Origin of the sequence: Ureaplasma parvum serovar 3 str. ATCC 27815 (assembly GCF_000019345.1) — a bacterium.
Classification (GTDB): domain Bacteria; phylum Bacillota_I; class Bacilli_A; order Mycoplasmatales; family Mycoplasmoidaceae; genus Ureaplasma; species Ureaplasma parvum.
The window spans coordinates 338,685-355,973 of record NC_010503.1 but is presented as its reverse complement, the minus strand read 5'-3'; the positions used below and the strand labels follow the sequence as shown (position 1 = coordinate 355,973).

The window sequence follows — 17,289 nt, the reverse complement described above, 5'->3', positions numbered from 1 at the left end:
ACAAAAACCCACTCTTTTTTATAAGAGTGGGTTTTTGCATGTAAAAATAAGCCGTGTTCTGTTCTACAAAAATGTAGCGCTAATTATTTATCTATAGAATGTAAACAATTCTATCCTAATTTAATTTCTTAATTTACTAAATTAGATTCCCTTACCGAAATTTAGGTTTCTCACTTGTGGGGTTTACCAACGTTTCATCTCATCAATTTCTTGATTAATCGTCTCTGTGGCACTTTTATAAATTTTTAAACATATAATTTAAATCACTTAGCTTAAAAATTTGCCGTCATATGCCTATGCTATGCCTTATTAATTATACATACACAAACACTACTAACATCACAGTTAGTGTGAGCACGGACTTTCCTCTACATTTTTTAAAAAATGCAGCAATTAGCTTTTTACACCATTAAAGTATAACTTAAAAGTTATGAAAGCTTTAGAAAATTCATCTTATTTTTAATAAATAAATTTAATCTGTTAAAACATTTATTTTTTTTTATTTATTATTTTTGATATAATAAACAAGTTATATTCAAACATGAAATTAAACTTTAGAATTCAAATATTAGGTAGGAGGCGAGTATATGGCAAATATTGTTTCAAATGAAAAAACATACAGACATACGCAAAAAGTACGTAAGGAAAATCATGCTAAAATGTCTAAATTAAGAACAATTGTTAAAAAAACAAGAAGTTCAAATGAACAAGCTCAACTTAATGAAGCTTACAAAGTCATTGATACAACAGCTTCAAAAGGTGTTATTCACAAAAATAAAGCAAATCGTTTAAAATCAAGAACAGCAAAAGCTTTTAAAACAAACTTAGAAGTCACAGCATAAATTAAGAAAATCTTTTGATTCTTTTATAAAAATACTGGGAAATGAAAGTAACTTCACCCCAGTATTTTTATAATAATTTTTTTATATATTTTTTTAAAAGTGCTTTATAATAATAAATTTTTGCAGAATTAATTTTTAAAATTTCACTAATTTCCTTTGTATTATATCCTTTAATAATTAAAATAGTAAAATGATATAAAAATAAATTTTCTTTCTGAATACTTCTTAAAAATTCATAAATTAAAAATCTGTTGTTTAATTCAGCACCAACTTCATCTGAATTGGTACTAATTAATTCATAATTTTCAAAATTATTATTATTTAAATGATTAACTAAATTTTTATTAGATAAAGATTTACGTAATAAATATACTAAATAAAAATAAATTTGCCGTTTAACAAATCCTATAAATTGATTTAAACTTTTAATTCTAGTTACTTGAAATATTTTTAAAAATATTTCATAAATAATAGTTTTTAAATCATTTGCTTCAATCTCTAAAGTATAAAATTTAAAATTCAATTGCTCATTAATATATTTTAAAAAAATTTTATGATAACGTTCATATAATCATCTAATAATCTTTTTGTCGTTAATGGATGCTAAAAAAAATACTTGTTCAAACATTTTATAACCTCTTTTTTTATATAAATAATAACGGTTTTATAAATATATAATTTAATCTTTTTTATTTATAAAATGTTCACAATTTTTTAGATTTTTTTTAGAATTTTTTATTAATGTTTATAATTTATAAACATCATTGTGTATATTTTTTTTAAACATATAAAACATTGATTTTTAATAAAAAAGAAGTATTTTAATAGTGTGCATAACTCTTATTATGTTTATATTTAATAGCATCAAATAAATAAATTGACAATTAAATTAAATAAAAGCATCTAAAATATTGATTAATGAAAAATAGATTTGATTAAAATTCAAAGGGAATATGTAAGGTTTATGGATATAGTAATTAAGAAAAATTGTAATTTTGTTAAAAATGATGACCATTTATATTCTTTTTATACACCACTAATTGGTATGCAAGCAGTAGCTTTATATTCTTGATTCGTTAATAGAGAAAATATTTTTAATAAAAAGGGTACAATTAATTTAACTCATGAATATTTATTAGATGAACTTAATATTTCAATTAATACATACAACGAATTAATTACTAAATTAATTAATGTTGATTTAATTAAAATTTATTCTTTTGAAAATAATTCCCAACAAGTAATTGAAGTTTTTCGACCATTAAAATTTAGCGAATTTATAAATATTGAAAAATTTAATGAAGAATTAAAAAATAATGTTTCATTAAATCATTATAATGTTTTAAATTTATTAAATAAAGAGAATAATATTGATACTAATCGTTTAATTGATTTATCAGCTCAATTTAAGACAAATCATTTTAACAATCTCGAAAATAAATTAGATAAAATTAAAAAAATAATTTTAAAAGAATATGGATTATCACTTCAAATTGATGAATCAACAAAGTTGTGCTTAATAAATTTTTTCAAAAAATATAAATTTAGTATTGATCAAATGTTAAATTTAATCAAAAATAATTTAATTAATAATATTGATTTTTTAACAATTGATTTAAATAAATTAGAATTAACAATTTTTTCAAATATGGAATTCGAAAAAAATAAAACAAAATTTCAATATTACAATATTGAACGTGATTTTAATATTTTTAATAAAAACAGTAATTTAGATCGATTCAAAAATGTAATTAATGATTATAATAATTTTAAACCTTCAGATTTTTTAAAACATATTCGTAAAGAAAAATTAAGTTTAAAAGATAAAGAGGCTATCAATTTATTAACGTATGACAAATCATTAAGTGATCCAATTGTTAATGTTATCTTAGATTTTGTTTTATTTAAAAATTTAGGGCGTTTAAATGTAAAATATTTAAAACGTATTAAAGAAACAGTACTGGGAATCAATATTAAAGATGAGTATGAAATGATTAAATTTTTTCAAAATAAAAAGAATGATCATAAAGAATTAATTTGTGAAGATAGTGATAATGCTAATACTTTCAAAAATACTAATTTTATTGAAGTAAAATTTGGAGATTTATAAAAATGAACAATAATCAAGTTGATGATGAATTAGATTTAGAGAATTTTAATTATCAAAAAGCATTAGAAATTCCGAATATTAAAGCAATTAATTTAACAGAAGAAGAATTTAATTTATACTTTTGAGATATAGTTGAAGTTTATCGTTCTTATTTGAATAATTTAAACAATCAAAATGATAGTTATTACATTTATCAATTAAATCGTAATGAATATAATCACTTATGTTTAGTAGTAGTTAAAAAAGAAAATAAAGTAGATAAAATTAAAAGAAATTATATTTTAAATACGATCAAAAATATGGATTATAATATCTCATTAGCAGATGATAGTCAAATATTTTCTAAAAAAACTGAAATATTAGATGCTAATTTATTAGCAGAACGAAATAAATTAATTAATTTCTTTTTAGAAGAAGCACGAAAAAATAAAAAAAATACGTTAATTAAAAATAATAATCAACAACCAAAATCTGCTTTTATTTATGGTGATTTTAGTGTAGGCAAATCAATAATTACTCAAGCTTATACCAATACTATTTCATTAAAATATAACTTAAAGATAGCTTATATTACTTTAAATGATCTATTTAAAAATGTAATCCAATTTTTTAACTACAAAGATACATCAGATTTAGTAATTAATGAATTAGTTAATCTACTTTCAAATGTTGATGTTTTAGTAATTGATGATTTTTCTAGCGTTAATTTAAATTACTGATCGATTTCAACAATTTTAATGCCTATTATTGAAAATAGATTAAAATCAACAAGACAAACCATTTTTATTTCTAATTTTTCAATTGAACAATTAATTAATTCAACAAAAAATACAACAAATATTGAAGAACAAAAAACTAAATTACGCTTATTTAATCGTATCGAATATCTCACATATGGTAATATTTTTAAAATAACAGGGCCAAGTGTTTTTAAAGTTGTAAATAATTCATAAAAATATTGCTTTTTTATTAAAAATAGTGTATTATTATATCAATGGCTTGTATGGTTATTCGAGCACTTCTAGTTGTTAGATTAGTCTTCAACAATCTAGTTGTAGCAAAAGTCGTTATGTTATAACTATTTAAATAACCAATAAGATCATAAAAAATTGTGATCGAAAAAAAGGAGAACTTCTCCTTTTTTTTTTTTTTTTTAGAAATACTTATTTGTATTTAAAAATAGTTTTTATTTCTTCGATAATAATTTGTTTTTAATGTCATACCACTTGCAGTCGCGAATCATTTTTATTTCATGCTTATATAAAGGAATTAATTCATCATTAACATTAAACCAAGGCGTTTCTAAAATTTTAGGGATGTTATTTAATAAGGGATGGTAAATAATATTAATTAAATTTGCAAAACCTATCGTTCCATATCCTAAATTTTCGTGGCGGTCTTTGTTTGCACCACAAGGGTTTTTAGAATCGTTAATATGTAATACTTTAATATAATTAATACCAATTTGTGCATCAAATTCTTTTAAATATTGATTAAAATTATAATAATCTAAAATCAAACCGCTATCATTCATATGGCAAGTATCTAAACAAACGCCAATATTTTTTTTAGAATGAACATTGTCTATAATGGTTTTTAATTGTTTTATATTTACCCCAATTTCAGAACCTTTACCAGCCATGGTCTCTAAGCAAACAATTACATTAGTATTAATAGTTGAAAAAATATCATTTAACATTGTATAAACTTGTTCTAAAGCTATATCTTCATTTTGTTCTAAACGTGATCCTGGATGTAAAACAAGTTTAGTGATCCCCATAGATTCTGTTCGTTGGATTTCCTGAATTAAAAATTCTTTAGCAAGTTCACGAACATTCTTTTTAGAAGAACAAGGGTTGATAATATATGGAGCGTGAACAATTAAATCATCCAAATTAATATTATGTTTTTTTAACAAATTATGTGCTTCTTCAATTTTAAATGATTTAATCGGTTGACGTTTTGTATTTTGTGGAGCTCCAGTATAAACCATAAACGTGTTAGAACCATAAGATAATGCTTCTTTTACACTACCATAAAAGAAATCTTTAGCTTTTAAACTTACATGACTACCTATAATTAAATTATATTTATCCATATTATTCATTTTCATCATCCTTAAAATAGAAATTTAATTAATTTACTTACAATTATTTTTTAAACTTAATTGGTTTATATCAATTTAAAACTTCTTCAGTATATTGATGATTTTGTTTATCTTCATAATGTAAATAAAGATTTGGTTCAAAGTGTGTACCTCAACCACTTTTGTAACGCGCTTCTATTAAAACTAAATTTGATTGTTCATAGATTCGTGGATAAATCATTTTAATTCGTTTTGGTTCAAATTGATATTTACGCATAATTTCTAAAAGATCAACTAAACGCGTTGTAGGAATAACCATTGCTAAATTTCCTTTTTGTTTAATTATCTTAGCACACCCTTGCATAATTTGTTCAAAATTAAGCGTGATTTCATATAAAGCTAAAGTTTTTAATGGATTTTTAGTTGATGGAATAATTTTATCTTGTTTATAAAAAGGGGGGTTACAGATTATTGCATCATATTTATTATTTTCGCTTTTATCAAAATCTTTCCAATATTGATTAAAATCAGCATGTATAATATTAATTTGTTTTTCAAAATGATTTTGACTAACATTTAATAATGCAAGGTTAATTGCTTCTATTTGAATTTCAATCGCATCAATTTTTATATCCTCTTTGCGCAAAGCTAAAAAAATACTCAATGCAGCATTATTTGTTCCTATTTCTAAAATTTTTTTCGTCTTAGAAGATAAGCTTATAAAATTTGCTAACAGAATAGTATCAATTGAATAATTGAACATTTTTTTATCTTGATATATAAATAAATTTGTATCAAAGCCTAAAGTATTTTTAATGTATTTTTTTTGCATAAGTAGTTCTTAATTAAAGAAAAACTCCACTAATAGGGTGGAGTTTAGTTAAATATTATTAATGGAGCGGGTGATGGGAATCGAACCCACACTAATAGCTTGGAAGGCTATAGTTCTACCATTGAACTACACCCGCAAATGGTGCTGGAAGAGGGACTTGAACCCTCACGACCGTGAAGTCACTGGATTTTAAGTCCAGTGCGTCTACCATTCCGCCACTCCAGCAAAAATAAAAAAGTAATACAATGTATAATTGTTAACCATGCATTACTTTAAAATAATAAATGGTGCCCCATAAAGGTTTCGAACCTTTGACCCCTTCATTAAAAGTGAAATGCTCTACCACTGAGCTAATGAGGCATAAACACACAATAATTATTATAACATAATAACGAAAATAATTGTGGTTAAAAAATAAATAATTTAATGGCTGGCCTGGTAGGGATCGAACCTACGCATGGAAGAATCAAAATCTTCTGCCTTACCTCTTGGCTACAGGCCAATAAATGGTGGACAGAGTAGGATTCGAACCTACGAACCTCTCGGAGCCGGGTTACAGCCGGATGCGTTTGGCCACTTCGCTATCTGTCCAATTTATATAGTGTGTTTAATAAAACACTATAAAATTATAGTAAAATTATTATATAATGTCAATCTTTTTTTAGTTAAATTAATCAATAATTTTTATAATTTTTACTTTATAAGGTGATGCTAAAGTATGAACTGTAACTTCAGTACCTTTTTTTTGTTTTACAAGAGCTTTTCCAAGTGGTGTGTCTATTGAAATTTTGTTTGCAAAAGGATCTGAATCCATTGAACCAACTAGTGTAATTACTTCTTCACAATCTTTTTGATAATTATAAATTTCAATTGTCGATCCAATGGAAACTTCGTCAGTTGAACGTAAAACATCTTCAATTAATTCATAATTTTCTAAAATTTCTTCAATTTCATCTTTACGTTTTTTTAATGCTGCTTGTTCATTTTTTGCAGCATCATAATCAGCATTTTCAGATAAATCACCTTGTTCGCGTGCATCTTGTAATTGCTTTGTAATTGCTGGTCACTTAACATCTAAAATTTCTCTTAATTCTAATTGTAATTCTTCAAGACGGTGTTTTGATATCGTATACTTTGCCATAGTGTTGCCCCATATAAATAAAAATATATTATTTAATTATATCATTACATAATATATAAAAATTAATAATAAATAAAAAAACCAACCTCTTAAATTTCAAGGTTGGTTCTAGCGTAGCGATGACCTATTTTACTTGCGCTATTTTCGGCTCTAGAGTGCTTGACTTCTGTGTTCGGGATGGGAACAGGTATTTCCACTCTGATATAATCACTACACAATTATGATCGACATCTGAAAACTAAATATTATCAACTATTCTTCTAAAAATTAACTAAGAACTTATATAAGTCCTCGAATTATTAGTATCGGTTAGCTAAACACGTCACCGTGCGTACACATCCGACCTATCAACGTTATAGTCTTTAACGATTCTTACTTCATTTAAGAAAGGGAAGATTAATCTTGAAGTTAGTTTCACACTTAGATGCTTTCAGCGTTTCTCTATTCCACACGTTGCTACCCTGCAGTGCCGCTGGCGCGACAACAGGATCACAAGAGGTGTGTCCATTCCGGTCCTCTCGTACTAGGAACAGCTCTTCTCAATCTTCCTACGGGCATGACAGATAGGGACCAACCTGTCTCACGACGGTTTGAACCCAACTCACGTATCTCTTTAATCGGCGAACAGCCGAACCCTTGGAACCTGCTTCAGCTCCAGGATGAGATGAGTCGACATCGAGGTGCCAAACAGTGCCGTCGATATGAACTCTTGGGCACTATCAGCCTGTTATCCCCAGAGTAGCTTTTATCCGTTGAGCGATGGCCATTCCATTCTGAGCCACCGGATCACTATGACCTAGTTTCCTACCTGTTCGACTTGTAAGTCTCACAGTCAAGCACCCTTATACCATTACACTCTATACACGATTTCCAACCGTGCTGAGGGTACCGTTGCGCGCCTCCGTTACCTTTTGGGAGGCGACCGCCCCAGTCAAACTGCCCACCTAACACTGTCCCCCAGCCAGATTCATGGCTGCAGGTTAGAGAAATCTTATCACAAGGGTAGTATTCCAACGTTGACTCCATATACCCTAGCGAGTATACTTCACAGTCTCCTACCTATGCTCTACAAGTAATAAAATTTCCCAATATTAAGCTACAGTAAAGCTTCATGGGGTCTTTCCGTCCAATCACGCCAAGAGGGCGTCTTCACCCTCACCAGGATTTCACCGAGTCTACAGTTGAGACAGTCAAGAGATGGTTACACCATTCAAGCGGGACGGAATTTACCCGACAAGGAATTTCGCTACCTTAGGACCGTTATAGTTACGGCCGCCATTCACTGGGGCTTCAGTTAAAAGCTTCGCTTGCGCTAACATTCTTCTTTAACCTTACAGCATTGGGCAGGTGTCACCCCATATACATCGTCTTACGACTTAGCATAGAGCTGTGTTTTTGTTAAACAGTCCCCCCTCGCTATTCACTGCGGCTCACCTTTTACAGCGAGCACCCCTTATTGCTAACGTACGGGGTTAATTTGCAGAGTTCCTTAACTGTAGTTAACTCGCTAACCTTAGGATATTCTCCTTGACCACGTGTGTTCGTTCTCGGTACGGACTACCAATTGTTTAACGCTAGAAGCTTTTCTTGGAAGCATGATGTATATGTCTTCGCTACTGCCCGAAGGGGTCGCTCGTATTCATAACTTGGTCCTAATAGTAAGCGGATTTGCCAACTTACTAACCTTGTTATTTAAACCGGAATCCAATAACCGGCACATAATAACCTTCTCCGTCACTCCATCACACAATTTGTAGGTACAGGAATATTAACCTGTTTTCCATCGACTACGCTTTTCAGCCTCGCCTTAGGATCCGACTTACCCTGGGAGGACGACCCTTGCCCAGGAACCCTTAGTCAATCGGTTTGAGAGATTCTCACTCTCATTCGTTACTCACGCCAGCATTCTTACTTGTATAAAGTCCAGTAGTCTTCACAGTCTACCTTCGCCCCATATACAACACTCGTCTACCGCTACATATATAATATGTAACCCATAACTTCGGTTATATGCTTAGCCCCGTTACATCTTCCGCGCAGAGTCTCTCGACAAGTGAGCTGTTACGCACTCTTTAAACGGTGGCTGCTTCTAAGCCAACATCCTTGCTGTTTATGAAACTCAACATCGTTTTCCACTTAGCATATATTAGGGACCTTAGTTAATGATCTGGGCTGTTTCCCTCGCGACAATGAAGCTTATCCCCCACTGTCTGACTGCTAGAATAGGTAATATGGTATTCAGAGTTTGATTCTATTCAGTACACCGAGGTGGCGCCATCATAGATTCAGTGCTTTACCCCCATATTCCCAATAATCTAACGCTATTCCTAAAAATATTTCGACGAGAACGAGCTATCACGGAGTTCGATTGGAATTTCACCACTATCCACAGGTCATCCCCTGTCGTTTCAACGAAAGTGGGTTCGGTCCTCCAGTGAATGTTACTTCACCTTCAACCTGCCCATGGATAGATCACCCCGTTTCGCGTCTATTATAACATACTAAAACGCCCTATTAAGACTCGGTTTCCCTACGGCTCCATCTCTACGATTTAACCTCGCATGCTATAATAACTCGCTGGCTCATACTTCAAAAGGCACGCTATCACACATTAATGTGCTCTAACACCTTGTAAGCTTATGGTTTCAGGTTCTATTTCACTCCCATCTCTGGGTTCTTTTCACCGTTCCCTCACGGTACTATGCTCTATCGGTGACAAACTAGTATTTAGGCTTACCCAATGGTCTGGGTGGATTCAGACAGGATTTCACGTGTCCCGCCCTACTCAGGATCCTACTAGGTAAAAGAATAATTTCGTATACGGGATTATCACCCTCTATGATTTGGCTTCCCAACCAATTCTACTATCATTCTCTATTCCATATTGTAGTCCTACAACCCCGAATCGAAATTCGGTTTGGCCTGCTCCCCTTTCGCTCGCCGCTACACAGGGAATCACTTCGTTTTCTTTTCCTCTGGTTACTGAGATGTTTCACTTCACCAGGTATCGCTCTGTTAAACTATGAATTCATTTATACAGTAATCTAATTCTCATTAGATTGAGTTTCCTCATTCGGAGATCAACGGATTAAAGCCTCTTATCAGCTACCCGTTGCTTATCGCAGATTAGCACGTCCTTCATCGCCTGTTTGTCCCAAGGCATTCACCATAAGCTCTTAGTAACTTATTATAAATCCTTAAAGTTGTTTATTTATGATTGTTAACTATATTTAATTTAATATAGTTTCTGTTCACTGACAACTTAATGTCAATGATTAGAAAGATTTGTTGATAATTATTCAGTTTTCAAAGATCGATCATCCATAATAAATTAATTATTATGGGAGAGAATAAACTCTCAAAACTAAATAGAATCCGACCATATGAATTTTTAAATATTTTTAAAAAAGTGGCTTATATTCATATGGATTTTAATAAAAATGTACACTTATTAGTACGTAAATTAAAAATTTACTCCGAAGAAAGGAGGTGATCCATCCCCACGTTCTCGTAGGGATACCTTGTTACGACTTAACTCCAGTCACCGATCCTACCCTAGACGCATGCCTCCAAAAGGTTAGCTTTGCGGTTTTAGATATTACCAGCTCCCATAGTTTGACGGGCGGTGTGTACAAGACCCGAGAACGTATTCACCGCGACATGTCTGATTCGCGATTACTAGTGATTCCAACTTCAAGAGGACGAATTGCAGCCCTCTATCCGAACTGAGACTAACTTTTTCTGTTTCGCTTCATCTTACGATTTTGCAGCAGTTTGTATTAGCCATTGTAGCACGTTTGCAGCCCTAGATATAAGGGGCATGATGATTTGACGTCATCCCCACCTTCCTCTACCTTGCGGTAGCAGTATCGCTAGAAAAGTAACTAACGAAAGGGGTTGCGCTCGTTGCGGGACTTAACCCAACATCTCACGACACGAGCTGACGACAACCATGCACCACCTGTCATATTGTTAACCTCAACTATATTTCTATAGCATCGCAATAGATGTCAAACCTAGGTAAGGTTCTACGTGTATTGTCAAATTAAGCAACATGCTCCACCACTTGTGCGGGTCCCCGTCAATTCCGTTTGAGTTTCATTCTTGCGAATGTACTACCCAGGCACATCATTTAATGCGTTAGCTACAACACCGACCCATTCGGGCCGACATTTAATGATGATCGTTTACGGTGTGGACTACTAGGGTATCTAATCCTATTTGCTCCCCACACTTTCGAGCCTAAGCGTCAGTGATAGTCCAAGTTGGCGCCTTCGCCACCGGTGTTCTTCCATATATCTACGCATTTTACCGCTCCACATGGAGTTCCCCAACTCCCTACTACACTCTAGGTTTACAGTTTTTGATACAGCTAGACGTTAAGCATCTAGATTTAATACCAAACTTACAAACCCGCCTGCGCTCGTTTTACGCCCAGTAAATCCGGATAACGCTTGCATCCTATGTATTACCGCGGCTGCTGGCACATAGTTAGCCGATACTTATTCAAATGGTACAGTCAAACTAAAATCATTTCCTATTTTAGCGTTTCTTCCCATATAAAAGAACTTTACAATCTATAAGACCTTCATCGTTCACGCGGCATTGCTTCATAAGGCTTGCGCCCATTGTGAAAAATTCCCTACTGCTGCCTCCCGTAGGAGTATGGGCCGTGTCTCAGTCCCATTGTGGCTGTTCTACCTCTCAGTACAGCTACGCGTCATTGACTTGGTGAGCCATTACCTCACCAACTATCTGATACGTCGCACCCTCATCCAAAAGCGTCGCCACAAAGAGCGACTTTCTACATCTTCTCATGCGATATTGATGTTATTATTCGGTATTAGCTAATCTTTCGACTAGTTATCCCCAACTTAAGGGTAGATTGGATACGTGTTACTCACCCGTTCACCACTAAGCCTAAAAGGCTTCGTTCGATTTGCATGTATTAGGCATGCCGCCAGCGTTAATCCTGAGCCAGGATCAAACTCTTTAAAATTGACGGATTCTATTTAGTTTTCAAAGAACATTCTTATTGTGATTAATTATTAATAAGCTTTAAACACAATACATTAAAGTATAAACAACTTTTTTTAAAATGTCAAGAAATATTTTATTTTTTTTAAAATTGTTTAACTATATACTTAAAAAGTACGTAAAAGATTATAATCAAAAAAATAATAAATATCAAGTTTTTTGTTTAAAAATAAAACAAAAAAGTGGTTTAGACCACTTTTGAGATTTTATTAAGATTAAATTAATTTAGAAATTTCCAGAAGTTACTAGATGATCATTATGTTCAGCTTGTTTCTCAAAAACAATTCGTGTTGCTTGTTCACGATATTTAACTTTTTGTTCAATATTTAGAGAATTAACTACAACCTGATCTTTTTGCATCAAAATTTGTTCTTGGTCATTAATCGCTAAAAAGACTATACTTGATAAATTATTTTTTTGATATAAAACTAATTTATCATACTCATTTAATAAATTTAAATCCTGATCAAAATATACACCATTTGATAATTGATTTTTTTGTTCTTCTTTTTGTTTTTGAACTTCTAAAGTGGCTTTTTGTGTTTGTTCTAAGGCAATTTTTAATGAAAAATAATTTACAAAACCAATGATGCTAACAGCAAAAGCAATTATAATAGTTAAAAATGCAATATAAACACTTTTTTTTGCATAAAAACTTGGTTTTAATTCTTTTCAATATGTTAAAAAAGGGTCTCTATCTGTCGCATAAAAATCTCCTTCTTGCAACGTAACATTAAAATTATTAGGACGAAAGTTGATACCAATAGCAATGTAACTAAGAATTCAACTAATAATAATTAAGGATCCTACTAAATAAAGAGTGGTAATTGAAGTGTGATAATAAAATTTTTCACTAATAGGAAAATCAGCTTTAGATCGTGATTTTTTATTTAAAAAATAATATAAAAATAATAAAATAAATGATAAAATAACAAAAACAATTGGAACCACATAACCAGCAATATTATATTTACTAAACCCTTCTAATTGTTCTAAAAAAATGCCATTGTTTGGGTTATATAATCTTTTAACTTCATTACCATCAATTTTGTTTTGAGTTAACGTATCAAAATTTTTATTAGGGCTAAATCAAACGGCAAAACCAACGACAAGACTAACAATACATAAAATACCAATTAAAACAATAATATAATTTATTAATCGTTGCTTCATACTTTTTTTTCCTTTCTTAAATAAAACTAAATAAGCTTATTAACAAGATTTGCAAGTAAATAAAGACTTGCAGTTTCTGATCTTAAAATAGTTTTTGTCAAACTAATACAAATAGCATTATCGAATTGTTTTAATAAATTAATTTCCATTTGTTCAAAACCACCTTCTGGTCCAATCACTAAAGCAATTTTTTGATAGGTCAATTCTTCTTTAAAAGCATTATTTAAAAGATTTTGTTTTTCATTTTCATATGCTATTAAAATTAGATCATAATCTCTTAAATATTTTAATAATTCATTAAAACTAAATTGAGCGTAATAATTAACAAGATGATTACGTCGTGCTTGTTCGCACGCTTCTTTAATAATTGTTAAAATACGATTCGTTTTAATTAGTGAATGATTATAAGTTCTTTTAAAAATTGTTTGATAAATACTATTAACACCTAATTCACATGCTTTTTGAACAATTCACTCAAAATTATTTGGTTTAATGCTTGCTTGAAATAAATCAATTTTAGTAGCTAATTCACAATTAAGAGTATATGGTTTAATAATTGTTGCATGTAATGGTTCAAGATTAATAATCTCAGCAACAAATGCTTTTGTTTTATTAATAACAATAACTTTATCATGTAATCTCATACGCATAACATTCTTGATATGATGAACATCAGAATCATAAAAATAAACTTTTTTGTCTTTAATTTTAGAAACAAAGTAACGTTGCATAATTTTTAATTTAATAATTGATCTAAAATTGCATTAATAAACTTATATGATTCGTTGTTAGAATAATTATGTGTTGTAATTAAAGTTTGATCAATAATAATTTTCTTAGGAGTTTTTAAAACCAGATATTCACCATATGCGCTTAGCAATAAAGCTTGCTCAACATATGATAAACGTTCAAATGTTCAATCTTTACTAATAAGAGGTTTAATCATTTTTGTTAATTGTTCATAATTATCCAAAATATATTCACCAACATTTATTCAATTAAGATCTAAATCAAAGTCAACTAAAGCACATTTTAATGCTATCGGTTTATTTTTTTTTGTAATTAATCAATGATAGATAAATTGAAATAATTTAACACGTTTAGCTCATTGAGTTTTCATTTTTATAAATCAATCCCTATATTTACACTTTTAGTATCAACGCCTAAATTTGAATAAATAAAAGAAGCTAAATGATTTTGTACATCTCTTACTTCATCAAGATCAACTTTTTGATGAATATCAAATAATGAAATAATAATAGATATATCAACAAGGGATTCATCATACTGAACAATATCGATATTCTTAATTACAAATTTTTTATTAACAATCAAATTAAATTTTTGTTCAATAAACTTTTTAATATTTGATTTTGAGATTAAAATCTTCCCTGATTTTGTATTATTAATGGTAATGTACTGCATTATTATTTAGCTCTTCCTACATATTGACCATTTGATGGATTAATAATCACTTTTTCACCAGATTTAATAAATTGTGGAACTTGAAACTCTCATTTTGATTCTAATCATGCACGTTTTGTAGCATTTTGAACTGAATTACCCTGAACCGCTTCTTCTGCTTCAATAATTGTTACGACTAATTGATCTGGTAAACTTACACCCATTAATTCACCATCATAACGCATAACACTTACTTCAGTACCTTCCTCAATAAAATTTTTCTCTCAACTTAATTGACTGTAAGGAATTGAAATTTGTTCATATGTATCATTATCCATAAACACATAACCACTACCATCATCATAACTAAAAGTCATTTTTGATTTTTCAATCACTGCTTGTTCAAGTTTTTCTCCAGTTAAAACTTCAATAGTGATTGCACCAGTACGTAAATTTTTAACTTTACATTTTACAATTCCTTCACGCATAGCTGTTTTATTAAACGAATTTTCTATTACTTGGTAAATATTACCTTTATATAAAAAAGTGTGGCCAGCACGTAAATCTTTTGCTTGAATAATTGTTGCCATTATTATTACCTCATATTTCTACAAAAATAATATAAAATTATAACCTAATTATTAGCATTATTATGTATTTAAAAGGTTATTATGTTTTATATTCATACAAAATAATTATTTTTCCCTAATTATATTAATATAGGAGTTAGAGATGAATAATAAAAACAATGGAATGCATCTTGAAGTATTAATTAATAAATCAATTAGCTTGTTTAATTTACAATATCAAGCTTTTTTTAAAAAAAGGTGTGTTGATATTATTATTAAAAATATTGATAATTCTTATGTTCAAGGAAAAATCAAGCAAAAAAGTGAAACTGATTATTACGGATTCTATAAAGGTGATTATTTTGATTTTGAAGCTAAACAAACAAATAAAAACTCATTTTTAATAAAACAAATACAACCGCACCAACTAGCACATTTGTATTTAATTCATAAAAATTCAGGTTTCTCTTTTTTAATTATTTGTTTCATTAATTACAATCTATATTTTATTATCACTTTTCAACAATTAATTAACTATTATCAAAAAACTAAGCGGAAATCCATTCCCTTTCAATGATTTAAGGATCAATGTATTGAATTAGAAATAATTTTTCCAGGTGTTATTAATTTTAAAAAAATGATTAATGATTTGAAATTAAAATATTATGATGATTAAATAGGTTTATTATTCTTTCGAACATAGTTTTTGTATAGAAATAAATCCTTTGCCGTTTCAATACTATAAATTTTAATTTGTTTAAGTTTTATGTTATATTTTTTATTAATACTAAAAAATTTAACTTCTGTTTTAGTAGTACTTAGAGCTGAATCTGTATAAAAATTTTTATTATCATACTCATCATTAAAAATCGATTTAGTGTTTAAAAATGGTAAATATAAATTATTGTAATCAAAACTCAAAATTGAAGTTAAAAAATATTTTGAGTCTAATGAATTATAAGAAACATATAACAGATCGTTATTTTTGAAAAAATTTTCATTATATTTCTCTAATAAACTAACCTTTATTTTTTCATAAATCAAAGCACTATTATATTTATCAAAATTCAAATCGTTTTTTATTAATTTTTCAAAATCATGATAATTGTTAATCAAATTATAATTATACAAGTCATTAGATATACTTGATTTCTGAAGAATATAAAAATCTGAATAAGATGAAACAAAATTAGTATCAATTGTTTTTAATTCTCGTATACTTTTAGTAATAAATGAGTATTGTTTATTATATGATATCTTATAAATTAAAGGTGTTATTATAGTAACTGATAAACTAGAATATCCAAGCACACGAAATAAAATCTTTTTATTCTTTTGATTTAATTTTCAAAAATTAGTTTTTACATCAATATTTGACATTATAATTCTTCTTCGTAATTCGTAATTACTCATGAAATATCATCATCGTTTTCACAAGCATTTACAAAACGTACTAAACGTTCGCGAGCATATTCGTCTAAACTAATGAAATCATTAGGAATAAGTTTGATTTCCGCACTTTTTATATCAGCATTATTTTTTTCAAGAATTAATTTTACTGTGCTAAAATCTTCTGGCTTAACTAATATTTCAATAATTTTATCATCTTCATTTATATCTATAATACTTTGATCAATAAGAATTTCAAATCATTCATCTAAAGATTTAGTTTCTTTATTAATTAATAACTGTCCACATTCATTAAACAACATACTAACAGAATTAGGTTTAGCAATCTGACCTTGTAATTTCGAAAAATAACCACGAATAGCTGATATTGTCCGCTGCTCATTATCAGTTAAAGCACGAACAATAATTGCTAATCCATTTGGTCCATATCCTTCGTATGTTAATTCTTTTAAATTATCAATATCTTTACTGGCACCATTAATGTTTCGTTCAATTGAATCACGACTCAAATTATTATTTAAAGCGCGTTCAATAGCAACTTTTAAACGCGAATTTGCCTCTGGGTTAGGACCACCCATTTTTGCGGCAGCTTTAATTTCTTTTGCACATTTCATTCAAATTTTAGCTTGTTGTTGTTGTTTCTTATTAATTCCACTAGCGATTAAATGTTTTCTTGGCATATCTT

15 protein-coding genes, 5 tRNA genes, 3 rRNA genes and 1 other RNA gene are annotated in these 17,289 nt (G+C 29.3%); 4 read left to right on the top strand and 20 right to left on the bottom strand.

Annotated elements, in window-relative coordinates; translation table 4 throughout:
- Positions 1–42: 42 nt before the first annotated feature.
- Positions 43–405: RNase P RNA component class B (rnpB, locus tag UPA3_RS03240), an RNA gene on the bottom strand.
- 182 nt (positions 406–587) lie between these two features.
- Here rnpB and rpsT point away from each other — a divergent pair.
- Positions 588–842 carry a 30S ribosomal protein S20 gene (gene rpsT, locus UPA3_RS01635; protein ID WP_006688746.1) on the top strand — a complete coding sequence of 85 codons (255 nt, stop codon included), beginning with the start codon at positions 588–590 and terminating at the stop codon, positions 840–842.
- 67 nt (positions 843–909) lie between these two features.
- Here rpsT and UPA3_RS01630 read toward each other — a convergent pair whose 3' ends face one another.
- Complete coding sequence (locus tag UPA3_RS01630) at positions 910–1,470, bottom strand: hypothetical protein (RefSeq protein ID WP_006688579.1); 561 nt, start codon at positions 1,468–1,470, stop codon at positions 910–912.
- 336 nt (positions 1,471–1,806) lie between these two features.
- Here UPA3_RS01630 and UPA3_RS01625 point away from each other — a divergent pair, with 336 nt between their 5' ends.
- Positions 1,807–2,952: a replication initiation and membrane attachment family protein gene (locus UPA3_RS01625; protein ID WP_006688561.1), complete on the top strand. Its 1,146-nt coding sequence runs from the start codon at positions 1,807–1,809 to the stop codon at positions 2,950–2,952.
- A 2-nt stretch (positions 2,953–2,954) separates the two neighbouring features.
- A complete protein-coding gene (locus UPA3_RS01620) occupies positions 2,955–3,905 on the top strand; it encodes an ATP-binding protein (protein ID WP_006688808.1) in 951 nt (316 codons plus the stop codon).
- 233 nt (positions 3,906–4,138) lie between these two features.
- Here UPA3_RS01620 and UPA3_RS01615 read toward each other — a convergent pair whose 3' ends face one another.
- From UPA3_RS01615 to efp, 16 genes are all read right to left on the bottom strand, one after another.
- On the bottom strand, positions 4,139–5,050 hold the full coding sequence (locus UPA3_RS01615) for a deoxyribonuclease IV (protein WP_010891729.1): 912 nt from the start codon (positions 5,048–5,050) through the stop codon (positions 4,139–4,141).
- 52 nt (positions 5,051–5,102) lie between these two features.
- Positions 5,103–5,870, bottom strand: a complete 768-nt coding sequence (locus UPA3_RS01610; protein ID WP_006688671.1) for a tRNA1(Val) (adenine(37)-N6)-methyltransferase — start codon at positions 5,868–5,870, stop codon at positions 5,103–5,105.
- A 62-nt stretch (positions 5,871–5,932) separates the two neighbouring features.
- A tRNA-Gly gene (locus UPA3_RS01605) sits at positions 5,933–6,006 on the bottom strand.
- 3 nt (positions 6,007–6,009) lie between these two features.
- A tRNA-Leu gene (locus tag UPA3_RS01600) sits at positions 6,010–6,095 on the bottom strand.
- 60 nt (positions 6,096–6,155) lie between these two features.
- Positions 6,156–6,230: transfer RNA gene (locus UPA3_RS01595), tRNA-Lys, on the bottom strand.
- 67 nt (positions 6,231–6,297) lie between these two features.
- Positions 6,298–6,372: transfer RNA gene (locus UPA3_RS01590), tRNA-Gln, on the bottom strand.
- Positions 6,373–6,377: 5 nt separating this feature from the next.
- A tRNA-Tyr gene (locus tag UPA3_RS01585) sits at positions 6,378–6,461 on the bottom strand.
- 79 nt (positions 6,462–6,540) lie between these two features.
- Positions 6,541–7,011, bottom strand: coding sequence for a transcription elongation factor GreA (greA, locus tag UPA3_RS01580; protein WP_006688739.1), 471 nt, complete (start codon positions 7,009–7,011; stop codon positions 6,541–6,543).
- 111 nt (positions 7,012–7,122) lie between these two features.
- Positions 7,123–7,226: ribosomal RNA gene (rrf, locus tag UPA3_RS01575) — 5S ribosomal RNA — on the bottom strand.
- A 64-nt stretch (positions 7,227–7,290) separates the two neighbouring features.
- Positions 7,291–10,201 (bottom strand): 23S ribosomal RNA (locus tag UPA3_RS01570).
- Positions 10,202–10,493: 292 nt separating this feature from the next.
- Positions 10,494–12,010: ribosomal RNA gene (locus tag UPA3_RS01565) — 16S ribosomal RNA — on the bottom strand.
- The 16S, 23S and 5S rRNA genes sit together here, the layout of an rRNA operon.
- Before the next feature lie 263 nt (positions 12,011–12,273).
- A complete protein-coding gene (locus tag UPA3_RS01560; RefSeq protein WP_012317001.1) occupies positions 12,274–13,221 on the bottom strand; it encodes a hypothetical protein in 948 nt (315 codons plus the stop codon).
- A 26-nt stretch (positions 13,222–13,247) separates the two neighbouring features.
- Complete coding sequence (locus UPA3_RS01555; RefSeq protein ID WP_006688937.1) at positions 13,248–13,952, bottom strand: RsmE family RNA methyltransferase; 705 nt, start codon at positions 13,950–13,952, stop codon at positions 13,248–13,250.
- A gap of 5 nt (positions 13,953–13,957) precedes the next feature.
- Positions 13,958–14,341 carry a transcription antitermination protein NusB gene (locus tag UPA3_RS01550; RefSeq protein ID WP_006688871.1) on the bottom strand — a complete coding sequence of 128 codons (384 nt, stop codon included), beginning with the start codon at positions 14,339–14,341 and terminating at the stop codon, positions 13,958–13,960.
- Positions 14,342–14,343: 2 nt separating this feature from the next.
- Positions 14,344–14,646 carry a hypothetical protein gene (locus UPA3_RS01545; protein WP_006688898.1) on the bottom strand — a complete coding sequence of 101 codons (303 nt, stop codon included), beginning with the start codon at positions 14,644–14,646 and terminating at the stop codon, positions 14,344–14,346.
- A gap of 2 nt (positions 14,647–14,648) precedes the next feature.
- Positions 14,649–15,215, bottom strand: coding sequence for an elongation factor P (gene efp / locus UPA3_RS01540; RefSeq protein WP_006688853.1), 567 nt, complete (start codon positions 15,213–15,215; stop codon positions 14,649–14,651).
- Positions 15,216–15,357: 142 nt separating this feature from the next.
- Here efp and UPA3_RS01535 point away from each other — a divergent pair, with 142 nt between their 5' ends.
- Entirely contained in the window at positions 15,358–15,870 is a 513-nt protein-coding gene (locus UPA3_RS01535) for a Holliday junction resolvase RecU (protein ID WP_010891726.1), read from the top strand.
- Here UPA3_RS01535 and UPA3_RS01530 read toward each other — a convergent pair.
- Together UPA3_RS01530 and UPA3_RS01525 are read right to left on the bottom strand one after the other, a co-directional pair.
- Complete coding sequence (locus UPA3_RS01530; RefSeq protein WP_012316998.1) at positions 15,867–16,574, bottom strand: hypothetical protein; 708 nt, start codon at positions 16,572–16,574, stop codon at positions 15,867–15,869. The genes UPA3_RS01535 and UPA3_RS01530 overlap by 4 nt on opposite strands.
- Positions 16,574–17,284 (bottom strand): YebC/PmpR family DNA-binding transcriptional regulator, encoded by a 711-nt coding sequence (locus UPA3_RS01525; protein WP_006688835.1) that lies wholly within the window; start codon positions 17,282–17,284, stop codon positions 16,574–16,576. Before UPA3_RS01525 ends, UPA3_RS01530 begins: the two co-directional genes overlap by 1 nt.
- Between the last annotated feature and the right edge of the window lie 5 nt (positions 17,285–17,289).